Here is a 15,385-nt window from a genome sequence, read left to right on the forward strand (position 1 = left end):
CGCAAAAAGGAGGGCGTGAATGATGTTTGGTGAAGATTATGCCTATGCGGTGGCGAGGATACGTGTTCTGGAGACCGGACTTCTGAATCAGGCGGCGATCGAGCAGCTTCTGGCATGTCAGGATGAGCAGCAGTGCCTTCAGATCCTTACAGAGAAGGGCTGGGGAAACGGTGATCCTGCAGCCGGTGCGGACGCCATTCTTTCCCGGGAGAGAGAAAAGATCTGGGAGATCATGGATTCGCTGGTAGCGGACCGATCTGTTTTTTCTGTCCTTTCTTATCAAGATCTTTTCCATAATCTGAAGGCAGCTGTGAAGGCAAGTATCCTGCAGGGAGCAGCACCGAATATTTTTTTCAGCGACTGTTCCATTGACGGAGAGGATATGGTGAAATTCCTGAAGGATAAGGAATATGATCGTTTTCCTGAGGACATGCGGGAAGCGGCAAGAGAAGCCTATGAGACTTTTTTGCACACAAGAGACGGACAGCTTGCGGATATTATCGTAGACAGGGCAGCACTGGATGCCATAAAAAAAGCCGGAGAACGGTCAAAAGAGGAAATCGTCCGGCAGTATGCGGAATCCACGGTAGCGGTAGCAGATATCCGGATCGCAGTCCGTGCCTGCAAAACAGGAAAAAGTTCGGACTTTATGAAAAAAGCCATGGCAGAATGTGACACACTGGATAAGGAGAGACTGATCCACGCGGCAGTAAGCGGAATGGATCAGATCATGGGTTATCTGGCAGAAACGAAATACGGGGACGGAGCTCTGGCACTGGCGGAATCAGCTTCCGCCTTTGAGAGATGGTGTGATAACCAGATCATGGAGACCATCCGCCCTCAGCTGTACAATTCATTTTCACTGGGACCGCTGGTAGCCTATGTGCTTGCCCGTGAAAATGAGATTAAGACGGTGCGGATCATTCTCACCGGAAAGCGCAGCGGCCTTCCGGAAGAGTTTATCCGGGAAAGGGCAAGGGAAATGTATGTATAAGATCGCAGTTTTAGGTGATTATAACAGCATTTACGGGTTTGCGGCTCTTGGCCTTGATACTTTTCCGGTGGAGGATCCCGCAGAAGGTAAAGAGAAGCTTAACCGTCTGGCGGCCGGTGAATATGCGGTTATTTATATTACGGAACAGCTGGCGGCCCAGCTTTCCACAGAGATCAGTAAATATAGTGAGGAGCTGATGCCTGCGATCATTCAGATTCCCGGAATTTCCGGAAACACAGGTGCAGGTATCGAAAATGTAAAGAAATCCGTGGAGACGGCAGTTGGCTCCGATATTCTTTTCAGTAATGAGTGACAAGAAAGCAGGTGATTGGTTCAGATGAGCAGAGGAACCATTAAGAAGGTGGCAGGACCGCTGGTAATTGCCAAGGGTATGCGGGATGCAAATATGTATGACGTGGTTCGTGTAAGCAGCCAGCGTCTGATCGGTGAGATCATTGAGATGCATGAAGATGAGGCTTCCATACAGGTATATGAGGAGACTTCAGGACTTCGTCCGGGAGAACCGGTAGAGTCCATGGAGGTGCCTCTTTCCGTGGAGCTTGGTCCTGGCCTTATTACAAGCATTTACGATGGAATCCAGCGTCCGCTGGATGACATCATGAAGGTAGCAGGCAGTAACAACCTGAAACGAGGCGTTGAGGTTCCAGCCTTGAAGCGGGACAAAAAATGGAATTTCATTCCGGTTGCGAAGGTGGGAGATCAGCTGGAGGGCGGCGATGTTCTTGGAACCGTTCAGGAGACTATTGTTGTTACACAGAAGATCATGGTACCGCCCAATATGAAAGGTACTCTGAAGGAAATTAAATCCGGTGAGTTTACCGTGGATGAGACCGTTGCAGTTCTTTCCACAGCAGACGGCGATAAAGAGTTGACCCTGATGCAGCACTGGCCGGTACGACGTGGCCGTCCGTATAGTAAGAAACTTCCGCCAGCCAAGCCTCTGGTAACAGGACAGCGTGTTATTGATACCATGTTCCCTATTGCCAAGGGTGGTGTGGCAGCAGTTCCCGGCCCGTTCGGAAGCGGTAAGACGGTTATCCAGCATCAGCTTGCAAAATGGGCTGAGGCAGATATCGTGGTTTATATCGGCTGCGGTGAGCGTGGAAATGAGATGACAGACGTTCTGAACGAGTTTCCGGAGCTGAAAGATCCGAAAACAGGACAATCCCTGATGGAGCGTACTGTTCTGATCGCCAATACCTCAGACATGCCTGTTGCGGCACGTGAGGCTTCTATTTATACGGGGATTACCATTGCGGAGTATTTCCGTGATATGGGATACTCCGTAGCATTGATGGCAGATTCCACTTCCAGATGGGCTGAGGCTCTCCGTGAGATGTCCGGACGACTGGAGGAGATGCCAGGTGAGGAAGGTTATCCTGCATATCTTGGTTCCCGTCTTGCGCAGTTCTATGAGCGTGCCGGACATGTGATCTGCAGTGGAAAAGACGGAAGGGAGGGTGCCCTGACAGCAATCGGCGCCGTATCTCCTCCAGGTGGTGATATCTCCGAGCCGGTTTCCCAGGCGACACTTCGAATCGTAAAGGTATTCTGGGGACTGGACGCAAACCTTGCATATAAACGTCATTTCCCGGCGATCAACTGGCTGACCAGCTATTCTCTGTATCTGGACAGCGTTGGCGGATGGTTTGACGAAAATGTAGCGAATGACTGGATGAAGCTTCGCCAGAGAATGATGACCCTTCTTCAGGAAGAGGCAGAGTTGGAAGAAATCGTAAAGATGGTAGGTATGGATGCGCTTTCTCCGGGTGACCGCCTGAAAATGGAAGCAGCCCGTTCCATCCGAGAGGATTTCCTCCACCAGAACTCTTTCCACGAGATCGACACCTACACATCTCTGGAAAAACAGCACAATATGATGCGTCTGGTACTTGCATTTTATGATGCGGGTCTGGATGCGCTGAAACAGGGCGCAGATATCAATGATATCGTAAAACTCCCGGTACGTGAGCAGATCGGCCGTTATAAATATACAAAAGAAGATCAGCTGGCAGCAGAATATGAGAAGGTAACCCGCCAGCTGGCAGCAGAAACTGCAGAACTTCTGGGAAAGGAGGGCCTGTAAAATGCCAAAAGAATATAGAACCATACAGGAAGTTGCCGGCCCTTTGATGCTGGTACGTGGCGTTGAAGACGTGGCATTTGACGAGCTTGGTGAGATTGAGCTTGCCGATGGCGAAACGAGAAGATGCCGTGTTCTGGAGATCGACGGAAGCAATGCACTGGTACAGCTGTTTGAGAGTTCCACAGGTATCAACCTTTCCAACAGTAAAGTACGTTTCCTGGGACGGAGCATGGAGCTTGGTGTATCCGGCGATATGCTGGGCCGTGTCTTTGACGGACTGGGCCGCCCTATCGATGATGGCCCGGAGATCCTTCCGGAAGAGAGAAGAGATATCAACGGACTGCCTATGAATCCGGCAGCCAGAAGTTATCCGGAGGAGTTTATCCAGACGGGTGTATCTGCGATTGACGGACTGAATACTCTGGTACGTGGACAGAAACTTCCGATCTTCTCTGCATCCGGTCTTCCCCATGCACAGCTTGCGGCACAGATCGCAAGACAGGCGAAGGTTCGCGGAAAAGATGAGCAATTTGCCGTTGTATTTGCAGCCATGGGTATTACTTTTGAGGAGTCAAACTTCTTTGTAGAGAGCTTTAAGGAAACCGGAGCTATAGATCGTACTGTTCTCTTTGTGAACCTGGCGAATGACCCGGCTGTTGAGCGTATCGCTACTCCGCGAATGGCACTGACAGCAGCGGAATATCTTGCCTTCGAAAAAAACATGCACGTATTGGTAATCCTTACGGATATCACAAACTATGCGGATGCTCTCCGTGAGGTTTCAGCAGCTCGTAAGGAGGTTCCGGGACGTCGTGGATATCCCGGATATATGTACACAGATCTTGCTTCTCTTTATGAACGTGCAGGCCGTCAGAAAGGAAAATCAGGAAGTATCACCATGGTTCCGATCCTGACTATGCCTGAGGATGATAAGACCCATCCAATCCCGGATCTTACCGGTTACATCACAGAGGGACAGATCATCCTGAGCCGTGAGCTTTACCGTAAGGGAATCACACCGCCCATTGATGTTCTTCCGTCTCTGTCACGACTGAAGGATAAGGGTATCGGTGAAGGCAAGACAAGAGCAGACCATGCTAACACCATGAACCAGCTGTTTGCCGCATATGCTCGTGGTAAAGAGGCCAAAGAGCTGATGACCATTCTTGGTGAGGCAGCTCTCTCCGACATTGACCTGATCTATGCAAAATTTGCGGATGCTTTCGAGAAGGAATATGTTTCCCAGGGCTATCAGGCTAACCGTGATATTGAGGAAACACTGGCCATCGGCTGGAAGCTGCTTTCCATTCTTCCGAGAAGCGAGCTGAAACGTATCGATGACAAATTCCTTGATCAGTATTACGGAAAAGTATAAAGGGGGGATGATTTGTGGCATCAACACAGGTGAATCCTACCCGTATGGAGCTTACGAAGCAGAAAAAGAAGCTGGTGACTGCAGTACGTGGCCACAAGCTTCTGAAGGATAAGCGGGACGAGCTGATGAGACAGTTCCTGGATCTGGTACGGGAGAATATGGAGCTGCGAAAAAAAGTAGAAGCCGGTATCCGAAGTGCCAACACCAATTTTGTCATTGCAAAAGCTGGAATGTCGGAGGAAACGCTGAATACGGCACTGATGGCTCCCAAGCAGGAAGTTTATCTGGAAACCGGAAAAAAGAATGTTATGAGTGTGGATATTCCTGTTTTTGAATACAAAACAAGAACACCGGATGCCAACGATATCTATTCCTATGGCTTTGCTTTTACATCCAGTGATCTGGACGGAGCGGTAAAATCTTTGGCAGACATCCTGCCGGATATGCTTCGTCTGGCAGAAGTGGAAAAGGCCTGTCAGCTTATGGCTTCCGAGATCGAAAAAACAAGACGTCGTGTAAATGCCCTGGAGCATGTCATCATACCGGAAGCCCGGGCAAACATTAAATACATCACCATGAAGCTGGATGAGAATGAGAGAAGTACTCAGATCCGACTGATGAAGGTGAAAGATATGATGCTGGAGGAGGCACATCATTATAAGGAGCGGGAGGCAGAGCGCGGAGCGTAAAGCGCAGTCATCCTGAAAGAAAAAGAAAAGTTTATATAGAAAGTTTGCAGCTGTTCAGAACGTAATATCCCACGAGGGTACTGAACAGTTACGAAGGTTTTAAGTAACGGGAAGGAGACGTCTCTGTGCAGTGTTTTGACAGCACAGAGACGTTTTTTGATGGACAAGTGGATATTCGTAATTGAAGTAGGTCACAGAAAACCCGAGACATACTGTGCGAATTTATGCGATCAGCATAAATTCTGTGCATTTCGAAGCGTGTTACTGAGAACGGAGTGAACAGTGACAGTTATTTAGTTAATTTATAAAATATTTAGTTTTTGTTATCAGAAAATCAAGAAAAATACAGTATAATAGATAAGAGGTAGATCAGACAGCTGCAGATGCAGAGATATAAAAGAAAGCTGCTCTGTCTGCTGAAAAATAAAGAAAGAGGAGAAACTGATTTGACCAGGTAAACTGCCGGGCAGCTGCATGGCTATGAACAGCTGGCAAAGCAGATTGCGGTATCGTCTGATCAGTAAGAGGTATATGAATATTTTACAGTCAATACAACAGCTGGACGGAGAAATCCTTCTTCTGATCCAGCAATATTTAAGAACGGATATGCTGACACCATTTATGAAATCTGTTACATTTCTGGGAAACGGAGGATGGTTCTGGATTCTCTGTGCAGTTGTTCTTCTTGCTGTCCCAAAGACAAGAAAAACAGGCTATGCGGCAGCCTTGTCCCTGATCTTCGGGGCAATCGTTACCAACCTGCTTCTCAAAAATATAGTGGCAAGACCAAGGCCTTTTACGGAAATCGAAGCGCTGATCCCCATGATCACAAAACCGAAGGATTTTTCTTTTCCGTCAGGTCACACCACAGCGTCCTTTGCCGTTGCTCTGGTAATGCTCCGGATGCTTCCGAAGAAATTCGGAATCCCGGCAGTAGTCCTGGCAGCACTGGTGGCATTTTCCAGACTGTATCTTGGTGTCCATTATCCGACAGATGTTCTGGCCGGATTCGTGATCGCGCTGGTGGGAAGTACGCTGTCAGTGTGGATCGTGCGAACGAAACCGGAAGACAAACAGGTACACTAGATTGTCCTGAAGGTAGGAAAATATGAAACACTTTACCTGGACAAAGTATTGACACGCTGAAGCAAGACGGGGTAAAATTGTAGACAGTATGACAGATTCTGACTATGGTAGAAATAATGATTTGGAACCCTGTAAAATCGGATAAAAGGAGAATATACAAAATGATATCAGAAAAAATGAAACCCTACGTAAAAAATAATTCCGCCATCCGTATGATGTTTGAGGAAGGAAATCGCCTCCGTGCGAAATATGGTGCAGATAAGGTTTTTGACTTCAGCCTCGGAAATCCAAGTGTACCGGCACCGGACAGCGTCCGCGAAGCAATTATTGAGCTTGTAAACACTACTGATCCGACAGTTCTTCACGGATATATGAGCAACGCAGGATTTGAGGATGTACGCCAGACCATCGCAGAATCCCTCAACAGACGTTTCGATACGAAATTTTCCGCAAAGAATCTGATCATGACCGTCGGTGCTGCAAGCGGACTGAATGTGATCCTGAAAACAATCCTGAACCCTGGAGAAGAGGTGATTGTTTTTGCACCATATTTTCTGGAATACGGTGCATATGTCCGTAATTATGATGGTGTCCTTGTGGAAATCTCTCCGGATACCACAACCTTCCAGCCAAACCTTGCTGAATTTGAGCAAAGAATCACACCGAAGACAAGAGCGGTTATCGTAAATACCCCACATAATCCTACCGGAGTTGTATATTCAGAAGAAACGATCAAAAAACTTTCCGCAATCCTGGAAGCAAAACAGAAAGAGTTTGGAATCGTGATCTACCTGATCTCCGATGAGCCATACCGTGAGCTGGCTTATGATGGCGTGGAGGTCCCATACCTGACGAAATATTATAATAATACTGTTGTAGGCTATTCCTACAGCAAATCTCTTTCACTTCCGGGTGAACGTATCGGATATCTGGTGATCCCTGATGAGGCAGACGGAAGCGAAGAGCTGATCTCAGCAGCAACCATTGCAAACCGTACACTTGGCTGTGTAAATGCACCGTCCCTGATCCAGAAGGTAGTTGCAAAATGTGTAGACGCCAAGACTGATCTTGCAGCTTATGATAAAAATCGTCAGGCACTTTATAATGGCCTGAAAGAATGCGGATTTGAGTGCATCAAACCACAGGGTGCCTTCTATCTCTTTGTAAAATCTCCGGTTGAAGACGAAAAAGCCTTCTGTGAAGCCGGTAAAAAATATAACATCCTTATGGTACCGGGAAGCTCCTTCGCATGCCCCGGTTATGTGAGACTTGCATATTGTGTATCCTATGAGACAATTGTGAATTCTCTTCCTGAATTTAAGAAACTTGCAGCAGAGTATGGCTTGAAATAAATAAACGATCATCACAAAGCAGTTGAATAAAAGATCCCCGGTACAGTCTGTTCATGCAGACATGTATCGGGGATCTTTTGCAAGAGGGAATAAGCAAATGAAACGTAGCCGGGAGTGAATAGACTCCCGGCTGTGTTTCATTAAAAGGATGTTCCACATTTATTTGGCTTTTTTCTTTTCTTTATTTGGCATTTCTCCGTAGTAAGCTTTCAGATAGATATCTTTCAGCTCGGATACAAGCGGATATCTCGGGTTGGCACCGGTACACTGGTCATTGAAGGCCTGCTCGGACATCTCATCCAGAGTTTCCAGGAAATACTTCTCATCTACGCCGTAATCACGAATCGTCGGCAGGATCTCGATAGTTCTCATAAGCTCATCCAGTTTAGCAAGAAGTTTTTCGAATACTTCTGCATCGTTCTTGCCTGTAAGACCTACAGAACGTCCGATCTCAGCGTAGCGTGCAAGTGTCTTCGGATACTGATACTGTGGGAAGGTACCCATCTTAGTCGGAACCTCAGCACTGTTGTAACGCATAACATCCAGAAGAACAACTGCGTTTGCGATACCGTGTGGCAGGTGATGGAAAGCACCGAGCTTGTGAGCAAGAGAGTGGTTAACGCCGAGGAATGCATTGGCGAATGCAAGACCTGCCATGCAGGAAGCGTTAGCCATATGATCTCTGGCCTCTACGTCATTGCCATCTTTATATGCTCGCGGCAGATACTCAAATACAAGCTTGATCGCTTTCAGTGCAAGACCATCGGTGTAATCGGAAGCCATCATGGAAACATAAGCTTCAATAGCATGTGTCATAACGTCGATACCGGAAGCACGGGTAAGTCCCTTCGGTGCGCTCATCATGTTATTGGTATCTACGATTGCCATATCCGGGAGAAGCTCGTAATCAGCCAGTGGCCATTTAACGCCGGTATCCTGATCTGTGATGATGGCGAAAGGAGTAACCTCGGAGCCTGTACCGGAAGAGGTCGGGATCGCTACGAAGTAAGCTTTTTTACCCATCTTCGGGAAGGTATAAACTCTCTTACGGATATCCATGAAGTCCATGGACATATCGGAGAAGTCAGCGTCCGGATTCTCATAAAGCATCCACATAACCTTGCCGGCGTCCATTGCGGAACCGCCGCCAAGAGCGATGATGCAGTCCGGCTCAAAGGCTGTCATAGCCTTGGCACCGGCTCTGGCGGAAGCGAGAGACGGGTCAGGAGCTACATCAGAGAAACATGTATGAACGATGCCCATCTGATCCAGTTTATCTTCGATCGGTTTGGTGTAGCCATTCTTGTAGAGGAAGGAGTCTGTTACGATGAAGCAGCGTTTCTTGCCCATAACAGTACCGAGCTCATCAAGAGCAACCGGCATACAGCCCTTCTTAAAGTAAACCTTTTCCGGTGTTCTCATCCAGAGCATATTCTCTCTCCTTTCAGCAACAGTCTTGGTATTGAGAAGGTGTTTGACACCAACGTTCTCGGATACGGAGTTACCGCCCCAGGAACCGCAGCCAAGAGTAAGGGATGGAGCAAGCTTGAAGTTGTAAAGGTCACCGATACCACCCTGGGAAGAAGGAGTATTGATAAGGATACGGCAGGTTTTCATAGCTGCCTCGAATTTATCCATCTTCTCAGTTTCATTTACGTTGATGTAGAGGGAAGAGGTGTGACCATAGCCGCCGTCTGCAACAAGCTGTTCAGCCTTTGCAACAGCGTCGTCAAAATTCTTGGCCTTGTACATGGCAAGTACAGGGGAAAGCTTCTCGTGTGCGAATTCCTCGCTGATATCAACGGATTCAACCTCACCGATCAGGATCTTGGTCTCAGCCGGTACAGTAACGCCTGCCATTTCAGCAATGGTAGCAGCCTTCTGTCCTACGATCTTGGCATTCAGTGCGCCGTTGATAAGGATGGTCTTTCTGACTTTCTCGATCTCGTCTTTCTTAAGGAAGTAGCATCCTCTGTAAAGGAACTCTTCCTTCACTTCTTTATAAATGCTCTCCAGAACAGTTACGGACTGCTCGGAAGCACAGATCATACCATTGTCAAAGGTCTTGGAGTGGATGATGGAGTTAACTGCAAGACGGATATCTGCGCTGTCATCAATAATGGCAGGTGTATTTCCGGGTCCTACACCAACAGCCGGTTTACCGGAGGAGTAAGCTGCCTTGACCATTCCGGGACCACCGGTGGCGAGGATGATATCAGCGTTCTGCATTACCATGTTGGTAAGATCAAGGCTTGGGATATCGATCCATCCGATGATTCCTTCCGGCGCACCTGCGGCAACAGCTGCTTCCAGAACAACTTTTGCAGCTTCAATAGTGGATTTCTTGGCACGCGGATGCGGGCTGATGATGATCGCATTACGGGTTTTCAGGGAAATAAGAGATTTATAGATTGCTGTGGAGGTCGGGTTGGTTGTAGGGATAACTGCGGCAATCAGTCCTACAGGTTCCAGGATCTTCTTGAGTCCGTAAGCCTTGTCTTCTTCTACAACACCACATGTTTTAGTGTTCTTATATGCATTGTAAACATACTCTGCTGCGTAATGGTTCTTGATAACCTTGTCTTCCATGATGCCCATTCCTGTTTCCTCAACAGCCATCTTGGCAAGTGGGATACGCATCTTGTCAGCGGCGGTAGCAGCTGCCTTAAAAATCTTGTCAACCTGCTCCTGTGTGTAGGTAGCAAAGATCTTCTGTGCTTCTTTCATTGCAGCCATTTTCGCGGTCAGGGCTTCTGGAGTGTCGATGATGGTAGGGATAGTTTCTTTCTTTGCCATGTGGAATCCTCCTGTTTTCATATGATAATGGTCTGTGGTTCTGCGGGCTTATCCTTTTTTCGCCGGCAGATGCTGCAGAGTTTTTGTAAGTCCCCGCGCTGCGTTTCGTTGTTGATTCAATCTGATTGAATTTTCTGGCTTGATACTGATATGGTATCAAAATTCTGAAAAAAACGCAAATTCTGAATTTTTTCGCTATGTGCAAAATGACGAACAGAAAATCGTGGGAAAATACTGTAAATTTTACTTTGCAGAACGCTGAATTACTGGAAAAACATTAAAAAAAATTTTTGAAATTCAGCATTATGCATAAAAAACATGTTAAAAAATTGTCAGCACTGACAAAAAACATGCATACATATGAAGGGCGGGCAAAAGATAAAACGCAGCATGCAGTTAAAATATTAACGTTAAACTTTTGTCAAACAATCATGTACACATTATAATTCAAGTAATTTCAGACGTCAATAGCGGATTCGATAAATAATTAACAAAAATAAAGGGGCATTTTGACAAATAATTAACAAAAATATCATACCATGGTAAAGTATAGAATCATAAGAAATAAAAAAACTTGAAATTGCTAAAAATTTCAGAATAATTAAACAAAAACTATTCGGATTTTCCGGCAGAAAAAAACTGCCATACGGGAAATGCTTCCCATATGGCAGTTGTATAAATGTGGTTGATGCGAAATATTACCGGTGAACCGTAACTATAGCAGTCAAAACCTATCAGCTCTTACGGAATGCGGCACGTTTTCTGTCTCTGGAGTCCAGAATACGTTTACGGATACGAAGGCTTGTCGGTGTTACCTCAAGAAGCTCATCCTGGTCGATGAACTCAATGGCCTGCTCAAGACTTAAGATCTTTGGCGGAACAAGCTTCAGTGCATCGTCAGCGGAAGAAGAACGAGTGTTGGTAAGGTGCTTGGTCTTGCAGACATTCAGCTCGATATCCTCGGCCTTTCCGTTCTGTCCGATGACCATACCGCTGTAAACCTTCTCGCCAGGTCCGACAAAGAGAGTACCACGTTCCTGAGCAGAGAAAAGACCGTAGGTAACAGTTTCGCCTGCCTCGAATGCGATGAGTGAACCCTGTTTACGGTACGGGAAGTCTCCCTTGTATGGTGCATATCCGTCAAACATGGTATTCAGGATACCGGTACCCTTGGTGGAGGTAAGGAATTCATTACGGAATCCGATCAGTCCACGGGAAGGGATGGAGAATTCGAGACGTACACTTCCGTCGCTTGCTGTGCTCATACCCTGAAGTTCACCCTTACGCTCGCTGAGCTTCTGGATGATAGTACCGGAAAATTCCTCCGGAACGTCAACATATGCGATCTCGATCGGCTCAAGCTTACGTCCGCGATCATCTGTGTGATAAAGTACCTCCGGTTTGCTGACTGCAAACTCGTATCCTTCACGGCGCATATTCTCGATAAGAACGGAGAGATGAAGCTCACCACGTCCGGAAACCTTGAAGCACTCGGTTGTGTCTGTGTCTTCCACACGAAGGCTGACATCGGTGTTCAGCTCACGGTAGAGACGGTCACGAAGGTGACGGGAAGTAATGTATTTACCTTCCTGTCCTGCAAGAGGGCTGTCATTTACGAGGAAGTTCATGGAGATTGTCGGATCGGAGATCTTCTGGAACGGAATTGCTTCCGGATTATCTCCTGCACAGAGAGTATCACCGATGTGGATGTCCGCAATACCGGAGATTGCAACGATAGCACCGATGGTGGCACTCTTAACCTCAACCTTGTTCAGACCGTCAAACTCATACAGCTTGCTGATTTTCACACGCTCGTGCTTGTCCGGGTCATGATGGTTCAGAAGCATCAGCTCCTGGTTTACGGAAATAGTTCCGCGCTCAACCTTACCGACACCGATACGGCCTACATATTCATTGTAGTCGATGGTGCTGATAAGAACCTGTGTATCTCCGTCCGGATCTCCCTCAGGAGCAGGGATCGCATCAAGGATAGTCTCAAAAAGAGGAGCCATATTCTCAGGCTTATCATCAAGGTTACGAACTGCGTAGCCGGCCTTTGCGGAGGCATACAGGAACGGGCAGTCCAGCTGCTCGTCAGATGCGTCCAGGTCCATGAGAAGTTCCAGAACTTCGTCGACAACCTCCTCCGGACGTGCTTCCGGACGGTCGATCTTATTGATGCAGACAATAACATGCAGGTTCAGTTCGAGAGCTTTACGAAGTACAAATTTAGTCTGAGGCATGGCACCCTCGAAGGCGTCCACAAGAAGAATAACGCCGTCTACCATCTTCAGCACACGCTCTACCTCGCCGCCGAAGTCCGCATGACCTGGAGTATCGATGATATTGATTTTTACATCCTTATAATGAACTGCGGTGTTTTTGGAGAGAATCGTAATGCCGCGCTCACGCTCAATATCGTTGGAGTCCATGACACGTTCCTGGACTTCCTGGTTTTCACGGAAAACACCGCTCTGTTTCAAAAGCTCGTCAACAAGTGTTGTTTTACCGTGATCGACATGGGCGATAATGGCCACGTTACGAACATCTTCACGCTTGGTCTTCATATAATCCAAATCCTTTCTTTCCATATATAAGTAATCTTTTTTGTTAAAAATGATGTCCAAATTTATAGTCTATCACATTTTGGTGAGATTACAAGACATAAAAAAATATTTTTGGTTTTTCATTTTTCAGGCATATTATACCGCAAATGCACATAGATTGATATAGACGAAATACACGAAGAGGAAGGAGAGCTACTTATTATGGCAGATAAAATTATTGAAAACAATCAGGTATCCGTTATGGGACGGATCGCTACGGGGTTTACTTTCAGCCATCAGGTCTTTGGAGAAGGATTTTACATGATGGATATCCTGGTAAAACGTCTCAGCGATTCGGAGGACAGGATCCCGGTGATGGTGTCTGAGCGGCTGATCGATATCACACAGGATTATGTGGGAGAATATATCGAGATCCACGGACAGTTCCGATCCTATAACCGTCATGAAGAAAAGAGAAACCGGCTTGTGCTTTCGGTTTTTGCCCGGGAAGTGAAGTTTGTTGGGGAGGAAGAAGAAACTGTGCCGGTTAATCAGATCTTTCTGGACGGATATATCTGTAAACCGCCTGTATACAGAAAAACACCGTTGGGAAGAGAGATCGCAGATCTTCTGATGGCAGTCAATCGACCTTACGGAAAATCCGATTACATACCATGTATATGCTGGGGAAGAAATGCCAGATATGCTTCTGCTTTTGAAGTAGGCGGGCATGTACTGATCTGGGGCAGGATCCAGAGCAGGGAGTACATGAAACGGATTAGTGAAAACGAGACAGAAAAAAGGATTGCCTATGAAGTTTCGGTAAGTAAATTGGAATATGTTGAGTAACATTGGATATATTTTGGAATAGTGGTGAGAACATTAAGGTAACACTTGCATTTCCAGCCAATCTGCGGTAATATAAAAAAAATCATAAAAATGGGGAATTACCGGTTTTACTAACAGTAAGAGGAAAAATCATGGAAAGAGAAATAACAGAGGTTTATTGTGGGAACGGGAAAGGAAAGACAACTCTGGCTGTAGGCCAGGGGCTGCGCTTTGCCACACAGGGAAGAAGTGTGATCATCATACAGTTCCTCAAAGGCAGGGAACGCAGAGAACTGGATTTCCTTGAGGAACTGGATAATTTTGATTTCAAGATTTTCCGTTTCGAAAAAATGGACACCTGCTATAATGACCTGAGCGAGCAGGAAAAGGCAGAAGAGAGAACCAATATTCTCAATGGCCTTAATTTTGCACGGAAGGTAATTGCTACCAGAGAGTGTGATTTCCTGCTGTTGGATGAGATCCTCGGGCTTATGGATAAAGGAATCGCTCCAGTTGAGACGATCATCGATATGCTTAAGCAGAAGGATGAAAGTATGCATATAATTATGACCGGACGCTGGCTTCCGGATGCTTTGAAGCCCTATGTGGATAGTATTACTACGATAACAACAGAGCTGACTGACCAGGAACGGGAATAAGCAATATTTCACAGAAGAAAGAAGGAGGAAGACAAATGGCAATTTTTAAAGGAACAGGCGTTGCAATCGTAACACCTATGCATGAAGATGGTAAGGTGAATTTTGAGAAACTTGAGGAGATCCTTGAGGATCAGATCGCGAACAGCACAGACGCCATCGTTATCTGTGGAACAACAGGAGAATCTTCTACTCTGACACACGGAGAGCATCTTCAGACAATTAAGTTCACAATTGATAAAGTTAACAAACGTGTGCCTGTTATCGCAGGAACAGGTTCCAATTGTACAGAGACAGCGATCATGATGTCCAAGGAAGCAGCTTCCTATGGCGCAGACGCTCTTCTTATTGTAACACCTTACTATAACAAGGCTACACAGAAGGGTCTTATCGCTCACTACACAGCAATTGCCAATGCAGTTCCGGAAACTCCGCTCATCATGTACAACGTACCGAGCCGTACAGGCTGCAACATCCAGCCGGCTACAGCAGCTTACCTTGCAAAGAATGTAAAGAACATTGTCGGAATCAAGGAAGCAACAGGAGATCTTTCCCAGATCGCCAAAATGATGTCTCTGGCAGACGGACAGCTTGAGCTTTACTCCGGAAATGATGATCAGGTACTTCCGATTCTTTCTCTTGGCGGACTTGGAGTTATCTCCGTACTTTCCAACGTTGCACCGAAGTTTACACATGACATGGTCATGAAATATTTCGACGGCGACACCAAGGGAGCAACAGAGGATCAGCTGAAAGCTCTTCCACTGATCAATGCACTGTTCAGTGAAGTAAACCCGATTCCTGTTAAGACAGCTATGAACCTTATGGGAATGAACGTAGGACCTCTTCGTATGCCACTCTGTGAGATGGAAGAGGACACAAAGACAGCTCTTGCAAAAGAGATCGAGAAATTTGGCCTTAAGCTTGCTAAATGATCTGACTGTAAGCGAAAGGTA

12 protein-coding genes are annotated in these 15,385 nt (G+C 46.5%); 10 read left to right on the plus strand and 2 right to left on the minus strand.

Annotated features, from left to right (window positions below):
* Window positions 1-19: 19 nt before the first annotated feature.
* The 7 genes from DWX61_RS00500 (at window position 20) to DWX61_RS00530 (ending at window position 7,603) form a co-directional block, all read left to right on the plus strand.
* The gene (locus DWX61_RS00500) at window positions 20-994 is read left to right on the plus strand and encodes a V-type ATPase subunit (protein WP_330385182.1); all 975 of its coding nucleotides are present in this window, start codon (window positions 20-22) and stop codon (window positions 992-994) included.
* On the plus strand, window positions 987-1,307 hold the full coding sequence (locus tag DWX61_RS00505) for a V-type ATP synthase subunit F (RefSeq protein ID WP_118623234.1): 321 nt from the start codon (window positions 987-989) through the stop codon (window positions 1,305-1,307). Before DWX61_RS00500 ends, DWX61_RS00505 begins: the two co-directional genes overlap by 8 nt.
* A gap of 24 nt (window positions 1,308-1,331) precedes the next feature.
* Window positions 1,332-3,101 (plus strand): V-type ATP synthase subunit A, encoded by a 1,770-nt coding sequence (locus tag DWX61_RS00510; protein ID WP_118623236.1) that lies wholly within the window; start codon window positions 1,332-1,334, stop codon window positions 3,099-3,101.
* Between the two features lies 1 nt (window position 3,102).
* Window positions 3,103-4,476, plus strand: a complete 1,374-nt coding sequence (locus tag DWX61_RS00515) for a V-type ATP synthase subunit B (protein WP_118512681.1) — start codon at window positions 3,103-3,105, stop codon at window positions 4,474-4,476.
* Window positions 4,477-4,490: 14 nt separating this feature from the next.
* On the plus strand, window positions 4,491-5,165 hold the full coding sequence (locus DWX61_RS00520) for a V-type ATP synthase subunit D (protein WP_022427340.1): 675 nt from the start codon (window positions 4,491-4,493) through the stop codon (window positions 5,163-5,165).
* A gap of 531 nt (window positions 5,166-5,696) precedes the next feature.
* Window positions 5,697-6,251, plus strand: a complete 555-nt coding sequence (locus DWX61_RS00525; RefSeq protein WP_118623238.1) for a phosphatase PAP2 family protein — start codon at window positions 5,697-5,699, stop codon at window positions 6,249-6,251.
* A gap of 161 nt (window positions 6,252-6,412) precedes the next feature.
* Entirely contained in the window at window positions 6,413-7,603 is a 1,191-nt protein-coding gene (locus tag DWX61_RS00530; protein WP_118623240.1) for a pyridoxal phosphate-dependent aminotransferase, read from the plus strand.
* A 159-nt stretch (window positions 7,604-7,762) separates the two neighbouring features.
* Here the strand turns inward: DWX61_RS00530 and adhE are convergent, their stop codons facing one another.
* Window positions 7,763-10,399: a bifunctional acetaldehyde-CoA/alcohol dehydrogenase gene (gene adhE, locus DWX61_RS00535; protein WP_118623242.1), complete on the minus strand. Its 2,637-nt coding sequence runs from the start codon at window positions 10,397-10,399 to the stop codon at window positions 7,763-7,765.
* A gap of 734 nt (window positions 10,400-11,133) precedes the next feature.
* A complete protein-coding gene (gene typA, locus DWX61_RS00540) occupies window positions 11,134-12,966 on the minus strand; it encodes a translational GTPase TypA (RefSeq protein WP_118512766.1) in 1,833 nt (610 codons plus the stop codon).
* 201 nt (window positions 12,967-13,167) lie between these two features.
* On the opposite strand from typA, the gene DWX61_RS00545 reads away from it, so the two are divergent.
* The 3 genes from DWX61_RS00545 (at window position 13,168) to dapA (ending at window position 15,364) form a co-directional block, all read left to right on the plus strand.
* Window positions 13,168-13,794 (plus strand): single-stranded DNA-binding protein, encoded by a 627-nt coding sequence (locus DWX61_RS00545; RefSeq protein ID WP_015526248.1) that lies wholly within the window; start codon window positions 13,168-13,170, stop codon window positions 13,792-13,794.
* 131 nt (window positions 13,795-13,925) lie between these two features.
* Window positions 13,926-14,432 (plus strand): cob(I)yrinic acid a,c-diamide adenosyltransferase, encoded by a 507-nt coding sequence (locus DWX61_RS00550; protein WP_118623244.1) that lies wholly within the window; start codon window positions 13,926-13,928, stop codon window positions 14,430-14,432.
* 35 nt (window positions 14,433-14,467) lie between these two features.
* Window positions 14,468-15,364, plus strand: a complete 897-nt coding sequence (gene dapA, locus DWX61_RS00555; protein ID WP_118512676.1) for a 4-hydroxy-tetrahydrodipicolinate synthase — start codon at window positions 14,468-14,470, stop codon at window positions 15,362-15,364.
* The last annotated feature ends 21 nt before the right edge of the window (window positions 15,365-15,385 follow it).

Source organism: Ruminococcus sp. AF20-12LB (assembly GCF_003478985.1).
Taxonomy (GTDB): domain Bacteria; phylum Bacillota; class Clostridia; order Lachnospirales; family Lachnospiraceae; genus Blautia_A.

Coding starts and splice junctions, on each gene's coding strand:
- DWX61_RS00500 (WP_330385182.1), top strand. CDS start 20: ATGATGTTTGGTGAAGATTATGCCTATGCGGTGGCGAGGATACGTGTT.
- DWX61_RS00505 (WP_118623234.1), top strand. CDS start 987: ATGTATAAGATCGCAGTTTTAGGTGATTATAACAGCATTTACGGGTTT.
- DWX61_RS00510 (WP_118623236.1), top strand. CDS start 1,332: ATGAGCAGAGGAACCATTAAGAAGGTGGCAGGACCGCTGGTAATTGCC.
- DWX61_RS00515 (WP_118512681.1), top strand. CDS start 3,103: ATGCCAAAAGAATATAGAACCATACAGGAAGTTGCCGGCCCTTTGATG.
- DWX61_RS00525 (WP_118623238.1), top strand. CDS start 5,697: ATGAATATTTTACAGTCAATACAACAGCTGGACGGAGAAATCCTTCTT.
- DWX61_RS00530 (WP_118623240.1), top strand. CDS start 6,413: ATGATATCAGAAAAAATGAAACCCTACGTAAAAAATAATTCCGCCATC.
- adhE (WP_118623242.1), bottom strand. CDS start 10,399: ATGGCAAAGAAAGAAACTATCCCTACCATCATCGACACTCCAGAAGCC.
- typA (WP_118512766.1), bottom strand. CDS start 12,966: ATGAAGACCAAGCGTGAAGATGTTCGTAACGTGGCCATTATCGCCCAT.
- DWX61_RS00545 (WP_015526248.1), top strand. CDS start 13,168: ATGGCAGATAAAATTATTGAAAACAATCAGGTATCCGTTATGGGACGG.
- DWX61_RS00550 (WP_118623244.1), top strand. CDS start 13,926: ATGGAAAGAGAAATAACAGAGGTTTATTGTGGGAACGGGAAAGGAAAG.
- dapA (WP_118512676.1), top strand. CDS start 14,468: ATGGCAATTTTTAAAGGAACAGGCGTTGCAATCGTAACACCTATGCAT.